This is a genomic window from Solibacillus sp. FSL K6-4121 (genome assembly GCF_038002585.1).
GTDB lineage: Bacteria > Bacillota > Bacilli > Bacillales_A > Planococcaceae > Solibacillus > Solibacillus faecavium.
Window position 1 is genome coordinate 1,051,748 of sequence record NZ_JBBOCS010000001.1, and the last position, 24,834, is coordinate 1,076,581.

The 24,834-nt window shown below is 39.1% G+C and carries 28 protein-coding genes and 3 riboswitches; of the genes, 14 read left to right on the plus strand and 14 right to left on the minus strand.

The features are described from left to right. Positions 1–76: 76 nt before the first annotated feature. Positions 77–1,273: an MFS transporter gene (locus tag MHH95_RS05330; RefSeq protein WP_340726676.1), complete on the minus strand. Its 1,197-nt coding sequence runs from the start codon at positions 1,271–1,273 to the stop codon at positions 77–79. 62 nt (positions 1,274–1,335) lie between these two features. Next, positions 1,336–1,435, minus strand: a riboswitch (purine riboswitch). Between the two features lie 30 nt (positions 1,436–1,465). Then, on the minus strand, positions 1,466–2,134 hold the full coding sequence (locus MHH95_RS05335) for a trimeric intracellular cation channel family protein (RefSeq protein ID WP_340726677.1): 669 nt from the start codon (positions 2,132–2,134) through the stop codon (positions 1,466–1,468). 268 nt (positions 2,135–2,402) lie between these two features. On the opposite strand from MHH95_RS05335, the gene MHH95_RS05340 reads away from it, so the two are divergent. The 4 genes from MHH95_RS05340 (at position 2,403) to MHH95_RS05355 (ending at position 4,847) form a co-directional block, all read left to right on the plus strand. Beyond that, on the plus strand, positions 2,403–2,747 hold the full coding sequence (locus MHH95_RS05340; RefSeq protein WP_340726678.1) for a DUF2294 domain-containing protein: 345 nt from the start codon (positions 2,403–2,405) through the stop codon (positions 2,745–2,747). Between the two features lie 86 nt (positions 2,748–2,833). Continuing rightward, a riboswitch (PreQ1 riboswitch) is annotated at positions 2,834–2,880 on the plus strand. A gap of 122 nt (positions 2,881–3,002) precedes the next feature. Further along, entirely contained in the window at positions 3,003–3,503 is a 501-nt protein-coding gene (gene queF / locus MHH95_RS05345; protein WP_191701623.1) for a preQ(1) synthase, read from the plus strand. A 112-nt stretch (positions 3,504–3,615) separates the two neighbouring features. Then, positions 3,616–4,284 carry a 7-cyano-7-deazaguanine synthase QueC gene (gene queC, locus MHH95_RS05350; RefSeq protein WP_340726679.1) on the plus strand — a complete coding sequence of 223 codons (669 nt, stop codon included), beginning with the start codon at positions 3,616–3,618 and terminating at the stop codon, positions 4,282–4,284. Next, positions 4,284–4,847 (plus strand): VUT family protein, encoded by a 564-nt coding sequence (locus MHH95_RS05355; RefSeq protein WP_340727307.1) that lies wholly within the window; start codon positions 4,284–4,286, stop codon positions 4,845–4,847. Before queC ends, MHH95_RS05355 begins: the two co-directional genes overlap by 1 nt. A 327-nt stretch (positions 4,848–5,174) precedes the next feature. Here the strand turns inward: MHH95_RS05355 and MHH95_RS05360 are convergent, their stop codons facing one another. The 4 genes from MHH95_RS05360 to MHH95_RS05375 form a co-directional block, all read right to left on the minus strand. Further along, positions 5,175–5,624 (minus strand): general stress protein, encoded by a 450-nt coding sequence (locus MHH95_RS05360; protein ID WP_340726680.1) that lies wholly within the window; start codon positions 5,622–5,624, stop codon positions 5,175–5,177. A gap of 42 nt (positions 5,625–5,666) precedes the next feature. Then, on the minus strand, positions 5,667–6,113 hold the full coding sequence (locus MHH95_RS05365) for a general stress protein (protein ID WP_340726681.1): 447 nt from the start codon (positions 6,111–6,113) through the stop codon (positions 5,667–5,669). A 260-nt stretch (positions 6,114–6,373) separates the two neighbouring features. Beyond that, positions 6,374–7,453 carry a DUF4179 domain-containing protein gene (locus tag MHH95_RS05370; RefSeq protein WP_340726682.1) on the minus strand — a complete coding sequence of 360 codons (1,080 nt, stop codon included), beginning with the start codon at positions 7,451–7,453 and terminating at the stop codon, positions 6,374–6,376. Further along, positions 7,437–8,000, minus strand: coding sequence for a sigma-70 family RNA polymerase sigma factor (locus MHH95_RS05375; RefSeq protein WP_340726683.1), 564 nt, complete (start codon positions 7,998–8,000; stop codon positions 7,437–7,439). Before MHH95_RS05375 ends, MHH95_RS05370 begins: the two co-directional genes overlap by 17 nt. A gap of 171 nt (positions 8,001–8,171) precedes the next feature. Beyond that, positions 8,172–8,269, plus strand: a riboswitch (guanidine-I (ykkC/yxkD leader). A gap of 89 nt (positions 8,270–8,358) precedes the next feature. On the opposite strand from MHH95_RS05375, the gene MHH95_RS05380 reads away from it, so the two are divergent. The 3 genes from MHH95_RS05380 to MHH95_RS05390 all read left to right on the plus strand — a co-directional run bounded on the left by MHH95_RS05380 (position 8,359) and on the right by MHH95_RS05390 (position 9,679). Next, positions 8,359–8,697, plus strand: a complete 339-nt coding sequence (locus MHH95_RS05380) for a DMT family transporter (RefSeq protein WP_340726684.1) — start codon at positions 8,359–8,361, stop codon at positions 8,695–8,697. Continuing rightward, positions 8,697–9,011 (plus strand): DMT family transporter, encoded by a 315-nt coding sequence (locus MHH95_RS05385; protein WP_340726685.1) that lies wholly within the window; start codon positions 8,697–8,699, stop codon positions 9,009–9,011. Before MHH95_RS05380 ends, MHH95_RS05385 begins: the two co-directional genes overlap by 1 nt. Before the next feature lie 143 nt (positions 9,012–9,154). Beyond that, on the plus strand, positions 9,155–9,679 hold the full coding sequence (locus MHH95_RS05390; protein ID WP_340726686.1) for a thioredoxin domain-containing protein: 525 nt from the start codon (positions 9,155–9,157) through the stop codon (positions 9,677–9,679). 64 nt (positions 9,680–9,743) lie between these two features. Here the strand turns inward: MHH95_RS05390 and MHH95_RS05395 are convergent, their stop codons facing one another. From MHH95_RS05395 to MHH95_RS05410, 4 genes are read right to left on the minus strand one after another with little or no spacing between them, the layout of a single operon-like run. Then, entirely contained in the window at positions 9,744–10,532 is a 789-nt protein-coding gene (locus MHH95_RS05395) for an ATP-binding cassette domain-containing protein (protein WP_340726687.1), read from the minus strand. Between the two features lie 14 nt (positions 10,533–10,546). Beyond that, positions 10,547–11,302, minus strand: a complete 756-nt coding sequence (locus tag MHH95_RS05400) for an ABC transporter permease subunit (protein ID WP_191701616.1) — start codon at positions 11,300–11,302, stop codon at positions 10,547–10,549. 60 nt (positions 11,303–11,362) lie between these two features. Beyond that, positions 11,363–12,340 (minus strand): aliphatic sulfonate ABC transporter substrate-binding protein, encoded by a 978-nt coding sequence (locus MHH95_RS05405; protein WP_191704868.1) that lies wholly within the window; start codon positions 12,338–12,340, stop codon positions 11,363–11,365. Between the two features lie 16 nt (positions 12,341–12,356). Further along, entirely contained in the window at positions 12,357–13,163 is an 807-nt protein-coding gene (locus tag MHH95_RS05410; RefSeq protein WP_340726688.1) for a VOC family protein, read from the minus strand. A 400-nt stretch (positions 13,164–13,563) separates the two neighbouring features. On the opposite strand from MHH95_RS05410, the gene MHH95_RS05415 reads away from it, so the two are divergent. From MHH95_RS05415 to MHH95_RS05440, 6 genes are all read left to right on the plus strand, one after another. Beyond that, a complete protein-coding gene (locus MHH95_RS05415; protein ID WP_340726689.1) occupies positions 13,564–15,105 on the plus strand; it encodes a hypothetical protein in 1,542 nt (513 codons plus the stop codon). 13 nt (positions 15,106–15,118) lie between these two features. After that, positions 15,119–16,360 carry a hypothetical protein gene (locus MHH95_RS05420; protein ID WP_340726690.1) on the plus strand — a complete coding sequence of 414 codons (1,242 nt, stop codon included), beginning with the start codon at positions 15,119–15,121 and terminating at the stop codon, positions 16,358–16,360. A gap of 169 nt (positions 16,361–16,529) precedes the next feature. Next, positions 16,530–17,921: a D-alanyl-D-alanine carboxypeptidase/D-alanyl-D-alanine endopeptidase gene (gene dacB / locus MHH95_RS05425; protein ID WP_340726691.1), complete on the plus strand. Its 1,392-nt coding sequence runs from the start codon at positions 16,530–16,532 to the stop codon at positions 17,919–17,921. 67 nt (positions 17,922–17,988) lie between these two features. After that, positions 17,989–19,113, plus strand: coding sequence for a DUF418 domain-containing protein (locus MHH95_RS05430; RefSeq protein ID WP_340726692.1), 1,125 nt, complete (start codon positions 17,989–17,991; stop codon positions 19,111–19,113). A gap of 349 nt (positions 19,114–19,462) precedes the next feature. Next, positions 19,463–19,981 carry an RNA polymerase sigma factor gene (locus MHH95_RS05435; RefSeq protein ID WP_340726693.1) on the plus strand — a complete coding sequence of 173 codons (519 nt, stop codon included), beginning with the start codon at positions 19,463–19,465 and terminating at the stop codon, positions 19,979–19,981. Then, entirely contained in the window at positions 19,965–21,155 is a 1,191-nt protein-coding gene (locus MHH95_RS05440) for a hypothetical protein (RefSeq protein ID WP_340726694.1), read from the plus strand. Before MHH95_RS05435 ends, MHH95_RS05440 begins: the two co-directional genes overlap by 17 nt. Positions 21,156–21,266: 111 nt before the next feature. Here the strand turns inward: MHH95_RS05440 and MHH95_RS05445 are convergent, their stop codons facing one another. Genes MHH95_RS05445 through MHH95_RS05455 form a run of 3 tightly spaced genes read right to left on the minus strand, consistent with a single transcriptional unit; the run spans position 21,267 to position 23,772 of the window. After that, positions 21,267–22,115 (minus strand): ABC transporter permease, encoded by an 849-nt coding sequence (locus tag MHH95_RS05445; protein WP_445683000.1) that lies wholly within the window; start codon positions 22,113–22,115, stop codon positions 21,267–21,269. Beyond that, positions 22,051–22,794, minus strand: a complete 744-nt coding sequence (locus MHH95_RS05450) for an ABC transporter ATP-binding protein (RefSeq protein ID WP_340726696.1) — start codon at positions 22,792–22,794, stop codon at positions 22,051–22,053. Before MHH95_RS05450 ends, MHH95_RS05445 begins: the two co-directional genes overlap by 65 nt. Then, positions 22,795–23,772: an ABC transporter substrate-binding protein gene (locus MHH95_RS05455; protein WP_340726697.1), complete on the minus strand. Its 978-nt coding sequence runs from the start codon at positions 23,770–23,772 to the stop codon at positions 22,795–22,797. It abuts the gene before it with no gap. Positions 23,773–23,918: 146 nt separating this feature from the next. On the opposite strand from MHH95_RS05455, the gene MHH95_RS05460 reads away from it, so the two are divergent. Next, positions 23,919–24,533: an NUDIX hydrolase gene (locus tag MHH95_RS05460; RefSeq protein WP_339214770.1), complete on the plus strand. Its 615-nt coding sequence runs from the start codon at positions 23,919–23,921 to the stop codon at positions 24,531–24,533. 49 nt (positions 24,534–24,582) lie between these two features. On the opposite strand, the gene MHH95_RS05465 is transcribed toward MHH95_RS05460, so the two are convergent. Next, complete coding sequence (locus MHH95_RS05465; protein WP_340726698.1) at positions 24,583–24,819, minus strand: hypothetical protein; 237 nt, start codon at positions 24,817–24,819, stop codon at positions 24,583–24,585. Between the last annotated feature and the right edge of the window lie 15 nt (positions 24,820–24,834).

The window sequence follows — 24,834 nt, forward strand, 5'->3', positions numbered from 1 at the left end:
CATTTATTAACTATATGTTCTCTGACCAAATAAAAATAGCATCATTCGATTATAATCCGAATGATGCTATTTAAAATTAGATATTTGTTTGTTCAACGTTCGAAGCCGTCGTTTTATATTCTCTTCTTACATTCGTCTTTCTTGTTAAAGAGAAGACTGCACATGCTAGGGCTATAAGAACAAGGGCACCACCATACCAGGCAGCATGAGAGATCGTACTTGTTTGATTTAAAACAATTCCCCCAAATCCTGAACCCATTGAAATACCGATTTGTAACGCTGAATTGTTAAAGCTTTGCTGAATATCCGAAGTAGCTGGATCTGTTTGAATCAGGTAGCTTTGCTGGGGTGGAGATAGACTCCAACTTAATGCACCCCAAATCATCATGACCGGTATAAATACAATAAGTGAAAATGTCGTGAATGGCAGCAAGAACAGCACTACAGCAAACGAAATGATGACAATAATAATACTTTTAGGAGCACCAATCTTATCTGAAAGTGTGCCTCCAAATGCGCCACCACTCACTGCGGCAATCCCGAATAATAGATAACAAAGACTGATCCAGCTTGAACTCAGATTAAGCTCTGTTTCCAAAAATGGAGTGAAATATGCATATATTGTATAATGTCCTGCCAGCATAAACATCGTGGCAAGATGGGCTGTACCAATTTTTGAACTGGCAACGGCCTTTAATTGTTGTGAAAGTGGAACGGCCATTTCACCAGGAATGCGCTCTAAATAAATAGAAATCAGGATAAAAGAGCCTACCGATAATATGGCAATCCCTAGGAAAATAACACGCCAACCGAAATAATCGGAAATTAAAATTCCAAGTGGTACACCTAATACAAGCGAAGAACTAATACCCATATAAATAAGGCCTAGCGCCTTAGCTCGATGTGTCGGAGCTACAACTTTTGCAGCGATTATTAAAGAGAGCACAGTAATCAGTGATGTACTCATGGCACTTAAAACACGGGCAATCATCATAAAGGTATAATCCGTACTGAAATAAGTCATGATATTACTGATGAAAAATATAAACAACGAAATAAGGTATAACTTTTTCCGTTCGACCTTACTCGTTAAAACTAATAGCACTGGACCGGCAATCGCATAAATAAGAGCGAATACCGTAATTAGCTGTCCGGCACTGCTTATTGAAATATCTAAATCCTTTGCAATAATTGGAAGAATACCGCCGACGATTAATTCAACCAAACCTACAGCAACAGTTGATAATGCGAGTATAATAACTTTGAAATTCATAATCTGCTATACATCCTTTCTGATGAAAAATTTAGAAAATAAAAAAATCCTGATTACAAAAAATGAGATTAATCATTTTCTGTAATCAGGATTTTAAGGTTCCTGGTAGAGACCCTCAAGCCGTATCCTTGAGGTTATACAGTACTATATTACTATATTGTTTTGTAATAAAACGAGCACTTGAATAGTTTACTAGCTTTCATTTGATTTATCAAGTTTTAACTTTGAAATTGATTTCACTTCACTATCAGTAAAGCTATTTTCCTCAGAATGACACGGTAGAGGAAGCCGCCACTTATAGTGAATGGCTGACAAACGTATGGTAACTACAATAACAACGATGAGTGTAAGTGCTAGAGGTGAGCTCCAGCCTAGCCAAATAGAGAGGGCACATAGAATCGTTAATATCGCGTGAATTTCTTCCTTCAATGCAAGTGGTTTTCGACCAGCGATCACATCCCGCATGACTCCACCGCCGACACCTGTAAATAGGGCGGCCAAAATCATCACACCTAAATCATTGGAATAAACTTCACTCGCCAGCATGGCACCTTGAAGTGCAAAGGAAGCAAGCCCAATTGAATCGAAAAGCATTCCCCACCTTCTCCAATGATCAATCCATTTTAGTGGAATTAATACGATGATAATTAATGTTATGAACACTGTTAAAATAGTGGATTGCTCCCACAGTTCAGTAGCAGGAATCCCTATAATTACATTTCGAATCAGCCCTCCTCCAAACGCTGTAATAAAACCTAAAGCAAATACACCTATAAATGAAAATCTCGCTTCAAGCGCGACAAAAGCCCCTGTTGCTGCGTATGAAATAATCCCGATAAAATGAAGAACAATCCATGACATCTTTATATAACCTCCTTTAAAATACAAAAAACTCCACCACAAGACGTCTTTTAAAAAGACCTTGTAGTGGAGTAATAAATTAGCAATACCTACTAACGAATCAATCCATTTTATAAAATGCAAATAGCGTTCCAACAAAACAATTATTGGAATTCCATTTATTTCTTTTATTATACTATTTTGTTTTAAAAGAACAAGATAGAGAGAGAAGGGTTTATTTTTTTAAAAGTTATATTGTATAGTTTGAATAAACTAGGGGGTTGTACAAATGGGGAAGAAGGAAACCGTTTTTAATGAAATCGTACGAAAAGTACGTAAAGAGCTATATGGAAAAGGACCGGATAGAATTTATACGCATTTCGTGGAGAATATGGCTGTCACGACGATGTACGGCATTTTGACACCTACTGAAAAATTTATTATTCAATCAGAAGAAGGAAAAAAGGTTATTCACAATGCGAGAACCCAAATGATTCAGGAAATTTATAAGCAACAGGTTCCCGAAGGATTGGAGGAGCTCGTCGATTCAAAACTGCTTCATTTATTTTCGGATATTAAGGTGGAAGAGGATATGGCTGTATCGGTTTTTATATTTGAAAAGCCAATTGTGTAGGGGAGTAGATACCATATTTTCAATTATTTCTTTACAATGGACTTTATTTCTAATAGAATGAGGGAAGATTAAAATACCTGAGTTGTTCAGGAGAGGTTCATAGCTGATACCCTCTATAAAAAACTATGGATACATGCATATTATGCCATGTCCATATCGGACGTGGCTTTTTTTTATTGCATCCGGTAGTTTTTTATTGATGATACGCTTACCCCTCCTTTGGATACTTTGGTATGAATGAAGGAGGGGCTTTTCATGTCTAGTAGACACGAAAAAGATGGTTTAGAGGATTTAACGTTATTAGGAAATCAAAATGTAAAATATGCTTTTGAGTATGCACCAGAAGTGTTGGAGTCTGTTGATAATATGCATGTTGGCCGCGATTATTTTGTGAAATTCAATTGTCCGGAGTTTACAAGTCTTTGCCCAATTACACAGCAGCCGGACTTTGCGACGATGTATATTTCGTATATCCCGGATCAAAAAATCGTGGAGAGTAAATCATTAAAATTATATTTATTTAGTTTCCGTAATCATGGCGATTTCCATGAAGACTGCGTGAATATTATTATGAACGATTTAATCAAGCTGTTAGACCCGCGCTATATAGAAGTGTGGGGTAAATTTACGCCGCGTGGAGGCATTTCGATTGATCCTTGGTGCAATTACGGGCGTCCGGGCACGAAATATGAGGAAATTGCCAACTACCGTTTAATGAACCATGATTTATATCCAGAAAAAATCGACAACCGTTAAAAATTAAATAGACCTTGCAGGTGAAAGAGGTTATTAGCGACCCTCTATAAAAAACTAAGATTAAACAGCACATAATCTTAGTGCTGTTTTTTCGTTTAAAAGGAGCAAAAAGATGAAGGATGGAAAAGCACTCGTCGTATTTAGCGGCGGACAGGATAGTACAACATGTCTGTTTTGGGCATTGAAAAATTTCAAAGCAGTGGAAGTAGTAACCTTTGATTACGGACAACGGCATGCATTGGAAATTGAATGCGCTAAAAAGATTGCCGAAGAACAAAATGTACGACACCATATTTTAAATATGGAGTTACTGAATCAGCTCGCACCAAATGCCTTAACACGTGATGATATTCCAGTGGAAGAAGGGGAAGAGGGCGGATTGCCATCAACCTTTGTACCGGGGCGCAACCTATTGTTTTTATCATTTGCCGGTGTGTTGGCAAGCCAAATTGGCGCGAAGCATATTGTCACAGGTGTATGCGAAACGGATTTCAGCGGTTATCCGGACTGTCGCGATATCTTTATAAAATCGTTGAATGTGACACTGAATTTATCAATGGATAGCTCCTTTGTAATTCATACACCGCTTATGTGGATTGATAAAGCTGAAACATGGGCATTAGCCGATGAGCTTGGCGCATTTGAGTATGTAAGAGAGAAAACACTGACATGTTATAACGGCATTATTGCGGATGGATGCGGGGATTGCCCAGCATGTAAGCTGCGATTACAAGGGATGGAAACGTATTTACACTCGAAGGAAACAGGAGAAGTAGTATGATTAGAATTTTATTTTATTTAGTATCTATTGTGACCGCTAACGTTGTAACAGCACGTTTTGCACCGCTTGAATTGGGAATGTTTATTATACCGATGGGTTCATTTTTAATTGGTGCGACATTTATTTTCCGGGATTTAGTGCAAAATAAATTTGGTCGTAAAAAAACATATGGGTTCATCTTACTGGCTTTAGTTTTATCTGCAACTGTATCGTTCTCATTAGGAGATACGTTAATTATTGTAGCTGCATCTGCACTATCTTTTTTAGTTGCTGAAACGGCCGATACAGAAATTTACACACGTTTAAAATTACCGATGGCGTGGCGTGTGTTCTATAGTGGAATTGTTGGAGGATTTTTGGATTCCATCGTGTTCGTTGTTGTTGGGCTAAGTCCTTTAGGAGCAGGTTTTATACCTTGGGCAGCCGTTCCAGCAGCAATTGTGGGGCAAATAATTGTAAAAACAGTAATGCAAATGGTAGGCGCTATGATTTTAAGTCAAGGGCTTGCTTATAACGATCGACGTCTAGCGAAAGCAGCTATAACAACAGTAAGTAAAGGTTAAGATTTTAACAAATGCCATTCCCAATGAATAGTGGGTGGCTTTTTACGGGTTTCACTAAAAAATAAGCGGAGAATTTACCATTATTTGCATGCTGACCTTAGTTTTAAGAAGAAATAAGGGTAGTTTTTTCCGTTATTCAGAGAAAAATTAACTTTTTTCGTGTTTTGGAGCGCAATAAGCGGAATTTCTTCCTTTATTTTTGCAGTTTTTAGGATTTAAATGATAATAAGGGAAATTTATTCCCTTAATTCAATATGAATACAGAAAACAAGGCTGCATTAAAAGTCAATTTGACTTCCAACACAGCCTTCTTCCTATAAGCTTCTTTTATACTAGTGGACCTTTTGTATCCTCGTCCACAATGACTAAAATCTTACCAGCTTTAAATTCCTCGTCATAACGTTCTGCTTCCTCTGCGGAAATACCCATTCCTACAAAGGCACCTGCCAATCCGCCAATACTACCGCCAGCAGCTAATCCTGTCAGCCCTGTAGCGATTGGTCCAGCAGCTACAATAGGACCTACTCCTGGAATAGCCAGAGCTCCAAGTCCTAAAAGGATACCACCAATGCCACCTAAAGCGCCGCCAGCAGCTAGACCTGCAGCGGCACCGCCTGCAACATCAGCACCTGTTTCAGTGGAAACATGATCTATATCAGTTTTGCTTTTACTAATAATTGAAATATCCTCCGAGCGGTAACCTTGTCGTTTCAAATCCTCGATTGCGGCGATTGCCTCTTGTTCTGTATCATAATATCCAACAGTATGCTTTGCCATGTCTTTCATCCCCCTCGGCTGTATATATTCAATAATAATTAATTATAAAATTGGGCCTCGTAAATCTTCGTCTACAATAACTAAAATTTTGCCGGATTCTACATAACCGCTATAACGGTTTGCTTCATCTTCTGGAATCCCCATACCAATAAGAGCTCCAGCTAAACCACCGACACCTGCACCAGCAGCTGCTCCTGTTAAACCGGCTACAATCGGACCTGCTGCCACGATTGGTCCAATTCCTGGTATTGCTAATGCACCTAGTCCGGCAAGTACGCCGCCAACACCGCCTACTACTCCGCCGGCAGCTGCTCCTGTAGCAGCTCCTTCTGCAACAGCACCCGTTTCATCTGAAATTGTATCTACATCTGAGCTATTTTTACTTACAACTGAAATATCTTCTGAACGATAGCCTTGACGTTTTAAATCTTCAATTTTCATGATTGCCTCTTCTTCAGTATCATAATAACCTACAATATGTTTTGCCATTTTTATCATCCTCTCAATAGTTTCTTGCACAGTGTAAAAATACCCCTGTGGAAAATTAATAAACATCATGGAATACGTTTTGATAGAATTTCATGTCGTTAGCGCTTAGAAAAAATTAGTGATGGGAGGGGGATTAACCAGCTAATTTAAAGGATTTCAAATGGAAGGGAGATGAATTAATTTCCATTAGTTCAATATAAAAAACCTCCCTAATTTACTAGTTGATTAGGGAGAAAAAAGTTTGGTTGAACTGCACAATTTTACCGTTTAATGTTAATGGTGATTTCCTCAAGTTCTACGGTTTTCTTAGGAGCATTACTGCTGTGATCACGGTATAGCACACCGTTTTCAAGTACTTTATCTGCTGCCAGTAACTCGAAGTATGGGTTAAATGTCAAAGTTTTTGCATCAGAATGAAGCTTTTCGTATGTGAACATATAAGACATATCATGACTACCGCTTCCGGCACCACCATTCATTTTTGTTTCATACGTATTGCCTAAATCATCCGTTACATGGAAGCCACTACTTATAAAGGGCCACTCATCCAAAATGGTTTGGTCTTTTATAATTGAGTTAAAGTTCACAATAAAGGATAGCGGAGTATACGTAACCTTCTCTAAATGAAGAATTAAATCTTCATCGGTCGCTTCTTTATCTACAATTTGTGTGACATTATCCGTTGCTTTTGCATAAAAGTCGAATTGCGTTTCTAACTGTACAAAATCCTTTTTATCTGTACTTGTCATACTACTCATATGAAATGTAAAATCGCCCTCCTCTAGTGAAGCATCCAATTGAAGCACGGCCTTCGTTAAACCCGCATACTGATTTTCACCAGTTTTTTTAAGCGTATGGTCTACAAAAGGGAGGGCATGGCGTTTGCCGTTAACTTCAATGGAGCCTGCCAGCATTGGTGTTTCTCCTAAATCTTGCTCGGTTTCGATGAAATAGGTAACAAAAAGGGACTTACTATCAAATAAAATTTCGTTTACCGTAATGCTATTTCCGCCACTTTCGGCTGTTAGATGATGCTGTTCTGCTAATTCGTCATAGCCTGTAAGCATTTCTCTATCGGAAAAAAGTTTAAGTATACTGTTCAGAATCGGAATCTCCTGGGCGAATGCAGTGTACGATAAACCGACGATAGACGCCGAGGCAATTCCTAGGGATAGACAGGCAGCTGAAATGCTTTTCATCCATTTTTTCGTCTTTTTTTTGGAAATACGGTTTTTCATCTCTTTTTTAAACTGGGCGTTTTCAAATTCTGTTACATCCATCTCTTCATACTCAGTTATATTGATGTCAATATCGTTGAACTGCTTATATAGATTTTTCAATTGAAATTCCTCCCCACGCTTTTTTCAACTTTTTCTTCCCGTGATAAAGCCTGTTATCAACAGCCGATTTCGTCATCTGCAACTGATGGGCAATTTCCTCTGTATTCAAATCGAGTAAGTATTTCATAACGAAAATTTTCTGATCGGCAGGCTTTAAGGATGAAAGGATTTCCTGTATTTCTTCGTACTCTTCCATCCGGCTGCTTTTCTTTATTGCAGAATCAGCCAAAGTTGCCTCCATATCAATAAATGGGCTCTCTTTTCTCTTGAGCTCTGTCCGATAATAATCAATAGCTTTATACTTTGAGATGACGCAAATCCACTTTTGAAAGTCAGTCGTATCCCCACTAAATTTTGAGGCATTTTGCCAAATGGAGAACAGGATATCATTAATGCATTCCTTTGTTAAATCGGCTCTATGAATCGGACCTAGCGTTTTCACTACGATCCCTTTTATGAGCGGAAGATAGTGGTCAATTACATAATCAAGTGCTTTTTCCTGACCAGCTTGAAGATATTTTATAAAATTACGTTCATTTATCCTCATCACGTTCTCCTTTATCGTTTGGCTTAAAAGCTTGTATACTTTATATAACGGATAGAATATCCATTTTTTCGCAAAAATCCCGAAATATTCTGTGATTATTGTAACTTAAGAAATAACCCCCGATCCTTGAATGAGCTGCTGAAATGTGAAATAATTACGTTAACTTAATACAAATACACCTTCTAGGGTTCCGTATGCGCAGGCATAGTCTGGTCCGAGAGAAGGTGCGCGATTTTTTTGCGTCACGGAAGGATAAAAGCCTGGGAGATATGTTGATGAACATTCCTCCTGGCTTTTTTATTTTGAAAAAGCACAGGGTGAAATGAAACCATCACAAGAAGTAGAGGAGATGAGGAAAATGAAATATTGGTTATTGGTTGTCGTCGCTGCAGTTTTTGAAGTCGGTTGGGTAATCGGCTTAAAGCATGCAGCAACACCTTTGGAATGGATTGGAACAGTGATTGCAATTATAGTAAGTTTCGGCGTGTTGATATACGCGAGTGGGGTGTTACCAGTCGGTACAGTTTACGCCGTATTCGTTGGACTGGGCACGTTCGGTACAGTCATCAGCGATATGGTATTATTCGGCAGCCCGGTTGAGCCGTTGAAAATCCTATTTATTTTTACATTGTTAGCAGGTGTCATCATGTTGAAGCTGGCAACACCGGATGACAGCGGTACGGGAGGTGAGCAGTAATGGCTTGGATTTATTTAATTTTAGCGGGATTATTTGAAATGGTTTCAGTTGGATTTATGGGCAGGCTACAGCAGCGTAAGGATATCCTTTCGTTTGTGCTGCTTATTGTCGGCTTTTCTGCTAGCTTCTTTTTCTTGAGCCTTGCTATGAAGGTATTGCCAATGGGATTAGCCTATGCAATTTGGACAGGAATAGGTGCAGCAGGGGGGGCAATTTTAGGGATTTTACTATTTAAAGAACCGAAAAATGCCTTGAGAATCACAGCGATCACTTTAATTATCGGGAGTGTCATTGCGCTGAAATTAATTTCTTAATCTTACTTATAACCAATTCTACGGATCTATGTAGAGTTGGTTTTTCTTTTAATCATAGAAAATATTTTACAATTCCTATAGTAATAGTATAGAATAAAATAATAGAAAATTTAAAATACATAGAAAATAGTGGGGTAATCATTATGTTAGGAATCAAAAACGATTATTTAGTAATTGGTGATGTGAATGCACCTGTTAAAATGGAAGTATTTTTAAATTATGCATGTCCATATTGTGCTACTTTTTATGAATTAGTTGATCATACACTTCCTAAGTATTTTACAGAAGGTAAAGTGGCTTTAGTTGTGAAGCACTATGATAAGCCTCGTGAAATGCTGCTGCCTGGAACGCTTATTAATGCCAATCTAGATTACACCAATCCGGAAAGAACATTGGAAATCATAAGTGAATTATTTAAAAATCAAGCAACATGGGATAAGTATTCGAGTTTTGAAATAAAGAAATATATTGAAGAAAAATATGACTTAAAAGAAGAGCCTGCTAATATCGACCGTAGCTTACTGATTACAGCTGAAGCGATTGAACGTAATGTAAAAATGGTCCCAACGGTCTTTATCAATGAACACGAATATCAATACCCACGTGAGATTTTTGCAGAGGAATTAGTAGAGGTAATCGAAAACGAGCTGAAAAATACTGTCATTTAAGTAGCTCCGAGCATAATAAAGAAGGGGCTATCCGGAAATATATTCTGGATAAGCCCCTTAACTTTTAATTACTCAATACAGCTTTTAGATTTCCCCCCTGATTGGCCTCTGAAATCTGTAATGGCTCTTCTTCACCGTGCATCAGACGATTTAAAATTTTCTCTTCTAGCTCAATTAGTGCCGGATTTGTTAATTTACGCGGACGTGGTGCATTCACCTTTTCATCATAGGCAATTTGACCATCCTCAATTAAAATGATTCGATCTGCTAATCGTACCGCTTCTCCGACATCATGGGTTACAAGCAATGCCGTGAAGTTATTTTTTTCCCAAATATTTTCGATTAGATTTTGCATTTCAATCCGAGTTAAGGCATCAAGAGCACTTAATGGTTCATCTAGCATCAACAATGACGGCTCATGGATTAAGGCTCTCGCCAATGCAACACGTTGCTTTTGACCACCAGAGAGTGTAGATGGCCACTCATCTTTTAAAGGTAATAATCCAACCTTATTTAAAGCTTCTTCGGCCTTTGCTTTCCAATCTCCTGTCAAGCCTAAACCGACATTGTCTATAACTTTCTTCCAAGGAAGTAAACGCGAATCCTGATACATCATTTTCACATTAGCTTCCGATTTCGTAGCAGGGACGCCATCGAATAATAGTTCCCCGGCAGTAATTTCCTCAAGGCTTGCCACAAGGCGCAACAGTGTACTTTTCCCACTACCACTTTTACCGATAATGGCGATGAATTCACCTTTATCAAAAGAGATGGAAATATCATGTAAAATTTCTTTAGGTCCGAATGACTTTTTTAAGTTTTTAATATCAATTTGAATTGCTTCTGGTTTCATGCTAAATGACCTCCTTATTTCGTATAGCTTGCATTCCACTTTAATGCGCGGTTTTCACCAAACTGTGCAATCAAATCGGCTAGCTTACCAAGCAATGCATAAATGATAATGCTTAAAATAATGACATCTGTCTGCATGAACTCACGAGCGTTTGTCGCCAAATAGCCTAATCCTTCATTAGTCGGGATTGTTTCAGCGATGATTAAAGTCAGCCACATAACACCTAGCGCATATCGTAAACCGACAAAAATAGATGGCAGAGCGCCTGGCAGCAATACATCTTTGAATAGGCTCCAACCCTTTAAGTTGTACATGCGACCCATTTCTACTAAATTAGGATCGACATTACGGATACCGTGGAATGTATTCACGTAAATAGGGAAGAGCACCCCTAATGCGACTAGGAAAATTTTTGCATCTTCTCCGATGCCAATCCATACGATAACAAGTGGAATAAGCGCCAAGTGAGGGATATTCCGAATCATTTGAATCGTTGTATCTAAATAAATGTAGGATTTTTTTGATAACCCATTTAATACACCTAATACAAAGCCGATGACACCACCGATTAACATCCCCGTTAATGCGCGCCATAAGCTTACGCCAATGTGGGTCATTAAATCGCCATTTACTAGCAAATTCCAACCCGTTTCAACAATTGTCAGAGGGGATGGGAACAATGATGCTGATATCACTTCCAAGCGTACAATGATTTCCCAAACCACGACGAGCACCACAGGAATAACCCATGGACGAAAATCTAGTTTCATACTATTTAACCTCCTATATAAAGTAAGCGAGAGCATGATCGCACTCGCTTACTCAATTTCTTATTTAGTCCAAACTTTGTCTTGGATCGTTACTTCTACTGGAATCAATTTTAGTTCGAAGTATTTATCCGCTTGTTTTTGCTGCGTTTCAATTATTTCGTCTGTAATTTCGGATGCACCGAAAGTACGACGGTTAATTTGCTTACTAATAACCTCTTCTTTAATGCCAAGTGCTTCAGACATAATCGCGATTACTTCCTCACGATTTTCGTTCGCCCATTTATCGGACTCATCAATTTTTTCTAAAATGAACTCGACTAGCTCTGGATAATTATCAACAAATGTTTCTGTTGCAAAATAGAATGTACGGTTCGGATAGCCGTCAATATCCCCGTTTACTAATGTAATAGAATCTGTTTCAAGCTCTGCTGATGCAAAGAATGGATCGTAAGAAGCTAAAGCATCGATTTGCCCTGTTTCAAATAATGCGCGACCTTGTGCTGCATCCTCTGGATATACCCACTCAACATCATCCACTGTTAAACCGACTGACTCTAGAGCAAGTACTGTAGAATAATGGTGGTTACCACCTTTTAAAGCGCCAACTTTTTTCCCTTTTAAATCTTCAAGCTTTGTGATGCCTGATTTTTTTAATACGACAATCCCAACACCTTCTGGATTTGGGTTATCTGCCCCTACGTAGTAGAAAGGCTTATTGGAAGCTTGAGCGAAAATACCAGGGCCATCTGCAGCGTGACCGAAATGAATTGCCCCTGCATAAATGCCTTCCATTAAAGTATTACCGTGTGTGAATAATTCCCATTTAATCTCTAAATCTTTTTCTTTAGCAGCTTCATCTAAAATCCCTGATTCTTTTAAAATGTGTAATGTATTCCCTTTTTGATAACCGATATTAATAGTCTTTAACTCTTTCCCTTGTGCGTTGCCTGTTGATGCGCCGTCCTTTTCATCGGATGAGCATGCAGTCAACACTGCTAATACTAAAAATAAACCAAATACTGATAATAGCTTTTTCATTATTTATCCTCCATTTTTAAACAAATCGATAAAGTGCATTTGTAATTTCTTCTACCTTTTGTGTAGCTCCTTTAAATTGAAGCGCGAAAAGTCTTTCACCACCGGCTTTCAGTACGTCTGCAACTACACCTTCTCCAAACGGCTCATACAGTACAATATCGCCACCTTGTAATGATAGGCGTTGCACTTTTGAATTCCATTCTTCATCTATATAACTTGCGCCTTTTTCAAGCTGTAAAAGCTCTGACCAAAGTGCTGCAGTCTCTTCAACATTACGGACAGCAAATGCTGCACCGTCTACTTGAACATCACCTAGTTCATGTGACGCAATCACTCCGCGCTCTGTTAAATCTTCACGACGTTCGTGATCTTTTTCATCCCACTCGATAAAGAAAGGTAAATGTAGTGATTCATTTGGTTTGCCTGCGAATAATAATTTCCAAGTGACCAATGTTCCATCCGGACGAGTACGACTAAAATCAGTCGGACCATTCACTTCCAGCCCTTGTGCTTTAAAGTGTTCTGCCAGCTCCTGTAAATTAACTGAACGAAGCGCAATACGCTGTGGACCAGATTGTAAATTATTTTCGATGAATGTATCACGTAGGCTGTATTTTATGCTGCTGGCTTCTTTTACAAGCGCTTCATCAAAGATGCCGATTAACTCGACATAACTTAAATCAAAGTAGCTAAGTGTGTTGTAAGTGCCTAAATTTTCGTGGCGGCCACCTTGAACAGCGTGCAGGCCTAACTTTTGAAATGCTTCTGCTGCCTTGGTTGGGTCAGGTGTTAAATGAACAAAATGATCGAACTGTAATGCCATATATATCTTCTCCTCTACAATCTAAAGTGAAATTAACTATAAACATATTGATTTAGTTGGTTTTTATTCAAAAATGGTGGTGACCTTTCTAACCTAACCATGTAATGAAGGAATTCCATAATCCCTATAAGTTTAATATACTTTAACTTAGTAATACTTTAATTATTTTCATATAAAAAGTCAACATAAAATTCAGAAAAATTAAATATTTTGTCGAAATTAGTAGGATTTTCATGACATGCCTCTCAAGAGTTAGATACTTAAATGATTTTTTGGAAAAATATCATACGCTTAGGAGAAATGCCGATAAATTATTTGAATACATATTTAGAGGTATTAAGATGGTCTAATTATAATGCCGTATTATGGTAAAATATAGGGTGAAAAGGAGTGTTTTAATTTGGATGGTAAACGATTGGCACAAGGGTTGCTGAATGCGACTGGTGATGATTTACGCCTTGTCTATGCGCTCGTAATGGAAACAAAATTGTATGACTTACTATTGGCAAAGGCCAAAGATGTCATGACGAAAGATTTAAATCATTTTGAGCAAAATTTACAAGCAGAAATAAAGAGATTACATCAATATCCAGATGAGCAATTACAGCTACAACTGTTTTTATACATGCTGGAGCAGCTCGAAATTAAAGGGGCGCACTACAATTTATTAACGGAAATCGAATATGCCTGTACGCAAATTGTTGAAAAAGCTCATGCTCTTCAATTAAAGCAAGATAAACAATATAAGCAGTTTGCTGAAAAAAGGGACGAACAGCCATCTGTTTTGCTCGTTTTATATCAAATGCAAAAGATCTTTGAGTCATTCGATCAAAAGGGAGCGGATTTAGATGATGAAACAACTGAAAATTTAATACAGCAAATTGAGGCATACATCCAGTCGCTGCCACTCGAAAAGCAGCGACAAATTAAAGAAAAGCTCAATATCGATGAGCTGACGAATTCAACAATTAAACAGCTGATTGCTACACAAGGGACAGCCGTATTAATGGCGATTATTGTTGAGGTGGCGGGCTTTGCGGCATTTACAACCTTAACTTCCACTATTGCAGCGACAGCAGGTTTGCTCGGCGTAACATTGCCTTTCGGTGCCTATATGTTTGCGACATCAGCCCTTTCTATTTTAACGGGTCCTGTTGGTTTAGCGCTCATTGCTGTTGGTGGGGGAGCGCTAATTAATTATCAAAACCAAAAAGTTCGAAAAGCATTTATTCCGATTGGCATCGTTCAACTATTATTGCCTGCCGTCATTGAAGAAGAGCAACCTGTCCAAGTGGAGCATTTTATACAAGAATGGCAAAAGCTCTATGATAAGCAGCAGAAAATTTTACAGGAAATTGCTACATATGAAATGACCAAACAGCAACAGCAGGCAAAAAAAGACGCATTTGAAGAACAAATGAGGCTGCATACCGATCAACATGCTAAAAAAAGAGCTATGTTAACTAATAAACTGGCCGCTATCGAAAAGTGTAGTGACCTTATTGCGGTGCATGAAAAGTCTCCTGCCTATATACAGCTAACAAGTGAGATGGCAAACATATTGCAAACGATGAACAAAAAGCAAAGTGAAATCGAAGCAAATCGTAAGCAAGCAGGTTTGTGGAATACGGTGAAAAATACATTTGCCAATCAAAGTATTACCTCTCAACTAAAAGAGCTTAATGAGAAATACGGGCTAAAAGAACAGCTACGTACAGAAGAAGTAGTCAAAATGAAACCACAGCAACTGAAAGCGCAGTGCATTACTGCAGAAGAATATCAATTTGAATTGGACCAACTACAAAAAGAAATTCAAATAACACGAACTAGCATTCAACAAACAAAGGACGCTATTTCCACAACGGAACGTCAAATTCAGCAGGTGAAGGGTGAATGCAAAAAGCATCAAAAAAAGTGGTACGGCTTGGAACATATAGTATGAAGGGACAGACAGGATGATTAAAAATGAACAATTTTGGCATTATTGGCGGAAAGGGCAATTTGAAGAAGCGCTAAACTGCAAGCTGCACGAAGCACCAAAGCGAAAAGGTGCGGCACTATTCAAATCGCCTTCACAAACGACGGTCATTGCTTCGGTAAGTGCGGGCGAATTTTTGTATGACTATATGATGATTGATCCGACTGTGGTCGACGGAATTGATTTTGCACGAGCAGATGATTTATCGAACCTTTTTTCTCTTTCTCAATTTGCTTCAACGATCGATACAGCGACAGCAACAGGCGATATGGCACAGCTTCAAGGATATGTAGCGGAACAAATGATGGCCCAGGAATTAGCTGCAGCTGGTCATGATGTTCAATTTCCGGAAACATCAAATCAAGCTGGATGGGACATGCTTGTAGATGGTCAACCATTCCAGGTGAAGTGCGCTGCAAATAAACAAGTAGTAGAAGACCATTTGACTAAATATCCAGAGACGCCCGTAATTGTAAATGCCGAGCTAGGTCAATATTATGAGCACAATCCGATGGTAATGACATCCTCTGTTAGCCGTGAACAAGTGATTGCAGATACGAAGACGACACTCCATCATTCGGAAGATCTGCTCGATTTTGAAATTCCATGGATTACAGCCGGTGTGAGTGCCTTCTCAAATGCAAAACGTTTACGCCAAGGTGAAATTTTAACTTCCACATTTGTCCGAAACGTAGCATCGGATACAGTAAGCAGAACCGCTTTAGCGGCAACCGGTAAAGTAATGCTCGGCTCAGTTGGCGCTGTACTGATGCCTGGCGCAGGTGCAATCGTATTTCCGGTTGTCGGCGCCTATGTTGGCTTGGCACAAGGCGGGAAATTATCATCGGTCATTAAAAGACAGTTCGCGAAGCCAGAAGAGGAACGATTAGTTCGAGCTTTGATTCAGCTTATCGATGAAATGCTCAGTATCCTCCATTTAAAAGAGGGGATTAAACAGTCAAAATGGAAAGTACTCGTTCATAAACTACCATCATCTGTAAGCCAAGCGCTTGGCAAACAGCATAATGAACGAATTCAACTTCTGGAAAACGTTAGCCGTGAACTGATGGCAATTCGAAAAACAGTAAAGAAAAATCCTGTTGAAGCATTCGGCAGGATAATAACTGTACTTGGTAAATCAGGCATCCATGTATATACGTTAAAAACGGAACTTGAACAAGTGGAAGATGCTATAAAGGCATATTATAAAAAAATATAGAGTTTTGATGAGTTAAGAGCGCTGCACTTTCACGGGAGACCGTATGAGTGCGGCTTTTCAATAGAACAAATTAAACAGCAAGCCCATCTTTATTTCCTTCTAACTATCCTTAAAAATTTCTGTTACACTAAATTTACGGTAAATTCTAACAATTTAAAGGGGGAGCTTTATGGAGGTTAGGGAGATAGCTTTAAATGAGAATACTATTGCTACGCTAGATACTATTGTCGAAACTGTTTTAGGAAGTAACAAAGCAACCGTTACATTGAGAGATCGGGCTTCGGGGGAAATATTATATTCTTATCGAGGGGAGCATTTAATGCGTCCGGCTTCCAATATGAAAATCATTACTGGGGCAACTGCGTTAGCTGAGCTAGGGGTGGATTTCCGCTTTAAAACAGAACTTTATATGGACGGGCAAATTGAAGATGGCACATTGTATGGGGATGTTTACATAAAAGGCTACGGTGACCCTACAATAAATGAAGCAACACTCAAGCTTTTTGTACAAAAGCTGTCCGAAAAAGGCATACAAAAGATAACCGGGACGATTATCGGCGACGATACATATTTCACAGGAGATACGTTGCCACCGGGTGTTGACGAGGAGGGAGAGACGCACTATTACGGAGCGCGGATTTCACCAATTACGATGTCACCGAACGATGATTTTGATGCAAGTACGATTATTGTAGAAGCGACTGCGCGTAACGTAGGCGAACAGCCGGAGTATATAGTCATTCCCCATTTGAGCGGGATGCAGATTTTTAATGAGGCACTCACAGTAGCAAATGATAAGGAAAATACACTCGAAATTCGTCGCATTAATAATACAGATCAAATCAAAATCACAGGTGAAATTCCTGAAGGCGAAACTGCAAAAGTTTGGGTATCACTTCAGGACCCAACAAAAAATACACTGCAATTTTTTAAAGTGTTGTGTGAACAGGTGGGCATCGATTTCAGTGAAGAGTGCATGATAGCAAGTGGTGTCATTCCCCAACAGGCGGAACGTATTTATACACACGAATCTCAAACGCTTGAGAAAATGTTCTCTATTTTTATGAAGCTCAGCAACAATAGTATGGCGGATATTTTTGTGAAGACAATGGGGAAACTTCAGCACGGTGAAGGGGATTACATGCATGGTTTGCAAGTGGTACAAGCCTACTTGGAAAAGCACCAAAATGATTTTGAAGCATGGCAGTTCGTTGATGGATCCGGGCTTTCGCATGGCATTCGCCTCCATTCAAATGGGATTTCACAGCTTTTGTTTAAGCTTCAAAAAGAGCCATACTTCCCGCAGTTTTTCGCTTCATTACCAGTTGCAGGAAATACGAATCGTCTCATCGGCGGTACATTAAAGGATCGTTTTTTGGAACCGGAATTACAAAATACGATATTCGCCAAAACAGGATATATCCATGAAGTAAACACTTTATCCGGTTATGTAACAGGGAAGAGTGGTCATGATTACATTTTCTCCATTATGCTCGAAGGCCGTGAAGAAGGGATACCGTTTTTGGATAGCGGATTAAAGGCGATGATCGCTTGTCTATAACTATAGCAAGCAAATAATTCTGAAACTTTTTTGTACAACACCCGTAAAACAATGAGGGGGGTGCACAATGAAGAAAAGAATTGAAGCTATTGACGCCTTAAGAGGGTTTTCGCTATTAGGAATACTCATTGCGAATATGTTGTATTTTCAATACGGTGATATAACGCAAAATACAATAGATCCGACAACCTGGTGGGATAAAGGGGCATTTTATTTCACAAAAATATTTGTAGAAGCTTCATTTTATCCGATATTTGGGTTTTTGTTTGGCTACGGCATTATTTTATTTATTCGAGCGTTGGAAAATCGGGATTTAAAAACAAGAGGGCCATTATGGAGGCGTGCCATTGGTTTAATGATTTTAGGCGTCTTACATATTAGTCTTATATGGGATGGCGATATTTTATTTACCTATGGAGCAGGCCTTGTCATCATCATGTTATTTATTAAACGTAAAGTAAAAACGATGCTTATATGGGCAACAATCCTGGCCTTACTGATGATGCCATTATTTTTAGTGAAAACAGATTTCCTGACCCTTGCGGAATCTGAGAAAACTATAGCTGTTTTAGCAAGCGGTACCTATTGGGAAGTTGTACAACAACGTATCGGAATTACAGAGGATATTCCAGCTGTCTTTGGATTATTAGTTTTACCGATCGCCATTGGATTGGTCGCACTTATATCCTTTTTCGTCATTGGCCCATTCGTATTATTAGGAATGGCTGCAGCCAAAACAGATTTCTTTGCGAATATTAGTGGGAAAACAGCATTATTAAAACGCTTGGTATTACTCGTTCCAATTGGTTTAGCATGTAAAGCGTTGTTTTATTGGGACCACTTTGCCGGAAAGCTACTATATGGAGCAGGGACATATATGCTGGCACTTGGTTATATGGCGCTCTTTACGCTCCTTTATTTAGCCAACCATGAAAGCAAGTTATCTAAAGCATTTGCAAGCGTTGGCCGTTTATCGTTAACGAATTACTTAATGCAGTCGCTAATTTTTACAACGATTTTCTATGGGTATGGATTCGGTTTCTTCGGGGAGCTGGGCGTCGCAATGGGATTAGTTCTTGCCTTTGCGTTTTATGCAATTCAACTTTTCGCCTCCACTCTTTATGCAAAGCGCTTTTCGATTGGACCGGTAGAATGGCTACTTCGTAAATTCATTTATTTAGGGAAAGGTTGAAGGAAGATGTTGTTAGAAATGCCTTCCAAATTTTTGTCCATAAATAAGCGGAGTTTTTACCGTTATTTGCGGATTGAACCTATTTTTACAGAAAATAAAGGGAGATTTTCCGCTTATTCATCAAAAAAATAACTATTTTCCTGTTTTTTAGTGTGATAAGCGGAATCTCTCCGCTTATTCTGGCAGTTTTTTAGTTTATTTTTATAATAAGGGGAATTTCTCCTTCTATTTTTAAGGAGGGACTGAACCTCATAAAAAAGTGCCCTCGTAAAAAGGGTGCTTTTTTCATTTTAATGAAACTATTTTTTAATTACACAGGTCTAACGGTTAATCGGGAAAGGAGGCAGCTATGAATTCGCAAACATTTGAAGATATTTTACATACACATGGCGATTTTATATTGCGCCTTTGTTATACATATACGAAAGACTGGCAAATGGCTGAGGATTTGACACAAGAGACATTTTTGCGGTTTTACGGAGCGCAGGAGCAGTTCCGACATGAAGCGGATATAAGGACTTATTTATATCGAATCGCTGTTAATCGCTGCAAATCGTATTTGACGAGTTGGCGGTACAAGCAAACACAGCTGATCGAGCTTGGTCAAAAGTTAATTGCCAGAGAGGATGTCGCCTTACAAGTAGAACAAAAGGATGAATCGAAGCGGGTGTATAAAGAAATTGAAAAACTCCCAGTTAAGTATCGGGAAGTGCTCGTATTTTATCATTACTTTGACTGGACGACCGCGCAAATTGCGGATCTCTTCGGCTGTTCCGAAAATACAGTGAAAACAAGACTGAGGCGCGGAAGACAACAGCTTGGACAATTATTAAAGAAAGGCGGTGTACTGGATGAATTCAATTACTAAAGCACTGACAGATGAGTTAGAAGGAAAAAAGTTATCAAAACATGCAAAGCAACAAATTTTAAGTAGGAAGCCTCGTAAAAAACGAAACTTCATTCCGCAAATCGCAGCAATTTGCATATGTGCGTTGGCATTGTTTCTATTCTTTACAAATACGGAAAAAAAGACACCGAAAATGACAGCTGCCGATGCAATGTTTGGATATGTAGATGAAGCGATTGTAGATTATTTTAATAATGAAGCACCGAAGTTACAGGTGGAGCCTGGTAAAAAGGAGGATCCATTTCATAATGGAGATGCCTATTTAATGCGACTCGCGCTTGAGCAGAACAGCGGCCGATTTTACAGTGATTCAATGCTGTCCCAAAGCGATCGCTATGTATTAAGCGAGCTGTTGCATTATGTACAGGAGGCAATCTGGCACAATAACGTACAGGTGGAAATCAACCCGGTCAAATCAATCGACCAGCTTGTAGAGCAGGCGCCGGCACTAATCTCACAGCTAAAGCCGCATGTTGAAATCCCCTATATGAAAGTAACGGATGAAAAGCAGCGGCAATGGAATTATACTTCGTTTGATACGAAAAGATGGGTATCGTATGTAGTCGTTTTAGCTTTGTTGTTGGCGGCTATCATTTATTTGATAAAATACAAACATTTTATTATCACAGCATTTGTCATTTTGCTAGCTTTTGTATCCTTTTCACAACCGTTTTGGCAACCTTTCAAAGATGTGAGCGCCTATGATGAAAAGACATTGGTGGAAGCTGTTGAGGGTGAATTAAAAAAAGTGAATGTAAAAGTGGTAGGACAGCCAGAGCTCCAATACGCTGCATCTATCCATAAAACCCGAACAGCGCTTGTCTCCTTTGAGGATGGTATGACGGTACTAGCTGAATTCGATTATGATAATGGCCGATATATAAATCAAGGTATGACATGGCATTCAGGTTATAATTTCAGTAAGCTGGCAATTGTTCAAACACATACTATTAATGTAATGGCCTTTAAAGCAGGTCATCATGTAGCAAAAATACGTGTTGAAAATGAACAGAATTATTCTGCTGAAACTACCTTAAAAGAGCAGAAGCCTACAATAATTTATTTTAAAACCCCGAAAGAATTAAGCTCCTATTCTAGAGGATACTATGATGCTAATGGAGAACTGGTTCATTAAGGGGAAACAGGGGTGAGTGGGTCACTTCTATTAGCAAAAAACATCCATTTCTCTTATGAAGGAAAAATGGATGTTTTTCAGTTTGCCATGGTGGTCTTTTCATCTCATTAATCACTTTTTTTCTAGTACCTTCCGTTCAATCATTTCCACGCCTTTGTACATAATAGTTGCCATTACGATTATGATTAAAAGCGCCAAGAATACTAACGTAAAGTTAAACACCTGGAAGCCTGAAATAATTAAATAGCCTAGCCCGCTGGATGATACTAAAAACTCCCCTACAATAACCCCAACCCAGGACAGGCCGACATTTACCTTTAATGTTGAAATAATTGTTGGAGTAGAGGCAGGCAAAATAACATGGCGGAATGTTTCATATTTAGAAGCACCAAAAAGTTGCATGACCTTTACATAGTTTTCATTAACTTGCTGAAATGCGGAAAAGATAACAAGGGTCGAAATAATAACCGAAATCAGCACACCCATTACAAGTACTGCCAGCATATTCGGTCCAAAAATCACGAGAATAATCGGTCCAATCGCTACTTTAGGCATCGCATTCAACACGACAAGATAGGGGTCCATCACATCGGCAAAGGTTTTCGATGACCACAAAGAGATCGCGAGCAATGTACCGAACAATGTCCCTAGTATAAAGCCGACAACCGTCTCAAACATGGTAATCGCAATATGGGGGAACAGTGTCCCATCACTTATTTTCGTGATGAATAGGCTTCCAACTGCACGAGGACTACTGAAAATTAGTGGGTCCAGTATCCGGAAATGTGTCGTAAGCTCCCAAAATAGTAGAAGACCAATAAGGATAACAAATTGAAAGAAGAATATTTTACGCTTTTCTTGACGGCGCTGCTCATTATATTGCTGCTGTAACTGTTTAATATTCACCTGTATCAAGCTCCTTCCATATTTCCTGGAATAGTACTTGAAAAGCAGGAGCATTCCTTGCATCAAATGGTGGAAGTTCTCGAATTTCCTGCGGGATGATAAAGCTTTTTACAATAGTACCTGGCCGTGTGCTGAAGATAAATACTTTATCGCTCATCGCAATAGCCTCACTAATATCATGGGTTACTAAAATGGTCGTTGTGGAAAACTGCTTTAACGTCTCCGACACAAAGTTTTCCAAAGACAGTTTTGATCGGAAATCAAGCGCAGAAAATGGTTCATCCAGGAGAAGTAGTGTCGGTTTGACGGCAAGTGTACGCGCAAGTGCAATACGTTGGCGCATCCCCCCGGATAGTTGTGGCGGATATAGTTTTTTAGTATGGGCTAATTCGAATTGCTCCAAAAGTTCATCCACTATTTCACGGTTTTCCCTTTTTAAAAGTGTTAACCCGAGTGCCACATTCTCCTCGATGGTTTTCCACGGAAATAAAAAATCCTGCTGAAGCATATAGCCAATTTCTACATCTCGGTCAGCAAATGAGATCTCCCCGGTCGTTGGGGTTAATAATCCTGCAAGTAAAGAAAGAAGTGTCGATTTCCCGCAACCGCTAGGACCTAAAAAGGAGACAAACTCACCTGCTGCAACTGAAAAGTTTACATTTTCAATGGCTGTTGATACTTGTTGCTCCTTAAAAAAGTGATGAGTCACATTTTTCACTTCTAAAAATGTCATTTACTTCACAACCGCATCAGCAAATGACCGGTTTACTAGGTCCTTATAGGAAGGTTCAAATTCCAATACCCCAGCCTCCGTCATTACATCAAGTAAATTTTGGAATTCCTTTTCATCGATGATTGGATCTTTCGCAAAGGATTCCTGATCGCGGTAACGTGTTACCACCTGCTCAATAATTTCTGGCTTTGTATCCTCGAAATATGGAGCAATTGCTTTTGCTACTTCCTCGCTCGATGCACTGTACACCCATTTTTGTGCTTTATATAAAGCTGTAGTGAAGCTTTCCACTAACTCTTTCTCTTCGAAAGTGCTTTCCTTTGTCATAAACACTGTGTATGGAATTGCACCAAGTTCTTCACCGAAAGAAGCGACAATCTTTCCAAGACCTTGCTCTTCAAAAATACTTGCAGTTGGCTCAAAAAGCTGTACGTAGTCACCTGTACCGGAAGCAAAGGCATTAGCAATATTAGCAAAGTCAATATTTTGTATTAGCGTTAAATCATTTTGTGGATCAATGCCCTGCTGCTTCAGAACAAATTCTCCAGCCATTTGAGGCATGCCGCCAACACGTTGACCTAAAAATGTACTTCCATTTAATTTATCCCAGCTAAAGTCAACATCTTTATCACGCGCGACTAAAAACGTACCATCTGTTTGTGTAAGCTGCGCAAAATTGATGACAGCATCATTAGGGTTTTGACCCGCTACATAAATTGATGTTTCTGCCCCGATTAACGCAACATCAATCCCATCAGATAAAAGGGCTGTCATCGTTTTATCTCCACCTGGAATTGTAGAAAGTTTTATAGACAATCCTTCCTCTTCAAAAAAGCCTTCTTCAATCGCCGCATAAAGAGGGGCGTAAAAAATGGAACGAGTTACTTCACCGACCTTGACCTCCTGTAAATCCTTTTGTCCACACCCTGCCAATAACAATAAAAGCCCCACAAAAAGGGCCGTTCGTAGCCATTTCATCTGGTCATCCTTTTCTTAAAATAGTGTTGTAGTATCGTATGCAGCAGGAAGGTGAGAGGTGTTACCTACAATTTTACATTTCACCAAGGTGAAACTTTCATGATACGATAAAGGTAATTATTTTTTGTTATAAGGTGGAGAATGCGATGAAAATAAATCATTTGAAGGGACAACTGGCAAAACCACAACCCCTATTTTTAGGGGAGGAAACGGCTTTTCGATCAGCAATACTAATTCCTCTTGTTGAAAAAGAAGGAGAGTGGCATGTGTTATTTGAGGTGCGCGCGCTAACCATGCGAAAACAACCTGGGGATATTAGTTTTCCTGGAGGGAAAATTGATGAGACAGATGCATCTCCTCTTGCTGCTGCGCTTCGTGAAACGCATGAAGAGCTAGGAGTCGATCAACAATCCATTCAAATTTTGGGGCATTTAAGCCCTTACGTCGTTTCACCGGACTTTGTCGTATACCCATTCATCGGCGTTATCGAGCAGACTGAGCTGGATTCATTTAATAGGGATGAAGTCGAGGAACTATTTACGGTACCGCTGAACTGGCTATTGACTCATGAGCCATATGTGCATTATATTCCGGTAGAGCCGAAGCCTTCCATTGATTTCCCATTTGACAAAATTGCGAATGGGGAAAATTATGAATGGCGTAAGAGCCGTATGGAAGAATGGTTTTATGAATATAGAAACTACACAATATGGGGATTAACGGCAAGGTTATTAAAGCACTTTGTTGAAAAGATAAAATAAAAAGACGTTCAATCATCGATGGCGGGCACCATTAAGTGCTGGTGTATGATTAAACGGGGAGCTGGACTGATTGCTTTGTATAATTATCCTGGACTTCACAACAAAGGGGATTGTCTAAGTAAGCTTCTACAATCAACATTTCATCAAGTGTTAAGGTTTTTGCAACTTGAACATTCAGTGATTGAGTGGAGCATTCATACATGAACTTAATCAATGTTTTATTGCTTGTTCGAAAATGCAGCCTTTGATTGTTTTTAGATGTGATAATAATAGTATAGCGACTCATTTTATTCCTCCTTTA

Coding starts and splice junctions, on each gene's coding strand:
- MHH95_RS05330 (WP_340726676.1), bottom strand. CDS start 1,273: ATGAATTTCAAAGTTATTATACTCGCATTATCAACTGTTGCTGTAGGT.
- MHH95_RS05335 (WP_340726677.1), bottom strand. CDS start 2,134: ATGTCATGGATTGTTCTTCATTTTATCGGGATTATTTCATACGCAGCA.
- MHH95_RS05340 (WP_340726678.1), top strand. CDS start 2,403: ATGGGGAAGAAGGAAACCGTTTTTAATGAAATCGTACGAAAAGTACGT.
- queF (WP_191701623.1), top strand. CDS start 3,003: ATGTCTAGTAGACACGAAAAAGATGGTTTAGAGGATTTAACGTTATTA.
- queC (WP_340726679.1), top strand. CDS start 3,616: ATGAAGGATGGAAAAGCACTCGTCGTATTTAGCGGCGGACAGGATAGT.
- MHH95_RS05360 (WP_340726680.1), bottom strand. CDS start 5,624: ATGGCAAAGCATACTGTTGGATATTATGATACAGAACAAGAGGCAATC.
- MHH95_RS05365 (WP_340726681.1), bottom strand. CDS start 6,113: ATGGCAAAACATATTGTAGGTTATTATGATACTGAAGAAGAGGCAATC.
- MHH95_RS05375 (WP_340726683.1), bottom strand. CDS start 8,000: ATGAGGATAAATGAACGTAATTTTATAAAATATCTTCAAGCTGGTCAG.
- MHH95_RS05380 (WP_340726684.1), top strand. CDS start 8,359: ATGAAATATTGGTTATTGGTTGTCGTCGCTGCAGTTTTTGAAGTCGGT.
- MHH95_RS05385 (WP_340726685.1), top strand. CDS start 8,697: ATGGCTTGGATTTATTTAATTTTAGCGGGATTATTTGAAATGGTTTCA.
- MHH95_RS05390 (WP_340726686.1), top strand. CDS start 9,155: ATGTTAGGAATCAAAAACGATTATTTAGTAATTGGTGATGTGAATGCA.
- MHH95_RS05395 (WP_340726687.1), bottom strand. CDS start 10,532: ATGAAACCAGAAGCAATTCAAATTGATATTAAAAACTTAAAAAAGTCA.
- MHH95_RS05400 (WP_191701616.1), bottom strand. CDS start 11,302: ATGAAACTAGATTTTCGTCCATGGGTTATTCCTGTGGTGCTCGTCGTG.
- MHH95_RS05405 (WP_191704868.1), bottom strand. CDS start 12,340: ATGAAAAAGCTATTATCAGTATTTGGTTTATTTTTAGTATTAGCAGTG.
- MHH95_RS05410 (WP_340726688.1), bottom strand. CDS start 13,163: ATGGCATTACAGTTCGATCATTTTGTTCATTTAACACCTGACCCAACC.
- MHH95_RS05420 (WP_340726690.1), top strand. CDS start 15,119: ATGATTAAAAATGAACAATTTTGGCATTATTGGCGGAAAGGGCAATTT.
- dacB (WP_340726691.1), top strand. CDS start 16,530: ATGGAGGTTAGGGAGATAGCTTTAAATGAGAATACTATTGCTACGCTA.
- MHH95_RS05430 (WP_340726692.1), top strand. CDS start 17,989: ATGAAGAAAAGAATTGAAGCTATTGACGCCTTAAGAGGGTTTTCGCTA.
- MHH95_RS05435 (WP_340726693.1), top strand. CDS start 19,463: ATGAATTCGCAAACATTTGAAGATATTTTACATACACATGGCGATTTT.
- MHH95_RS05440 (WP_340726694.1), top strand. CDS start 19,965: ATGAATTCAATTACTAAAGCACTGACAGATGAGTTAGAAGGAAAAAAG.
- MHH95_RS05445 (WP_445683000.1), bottom strand. CDS start 22,115: ATGCTCCTGCTTTTCAAGTACTATTCCAGGAAATATGGAAGGAGCTTG.
- MHH95_RS05450 (WP_340726696.1), bottom strand. CDS start 22,794: ATGACATTTTTAGAAGTGAAAAATGTGACTCATCACTTTTTTAAGGAG.
- MHH95_RS05455 (WP_340726697.1), bottom strand. CDS start 23,772: ATGAAATGGCTACGAACGGCCCTTTTTGTGGGGCTTTTATTGTTATTG.
- MHH95_RS05460 (WP_339214770.1), top strand. CDS start 23,919: ATGAAAATAAATCATTTGAAGGGACAACTGGCAAAACCACAACCCCTA.
- MHH95_RS05465 (WP_340726698.1), bottom strand. CDS start 24,819: ATGAGTCGCTATACTATTATTATCACATCTAAAAACAATCAAAGGCTG.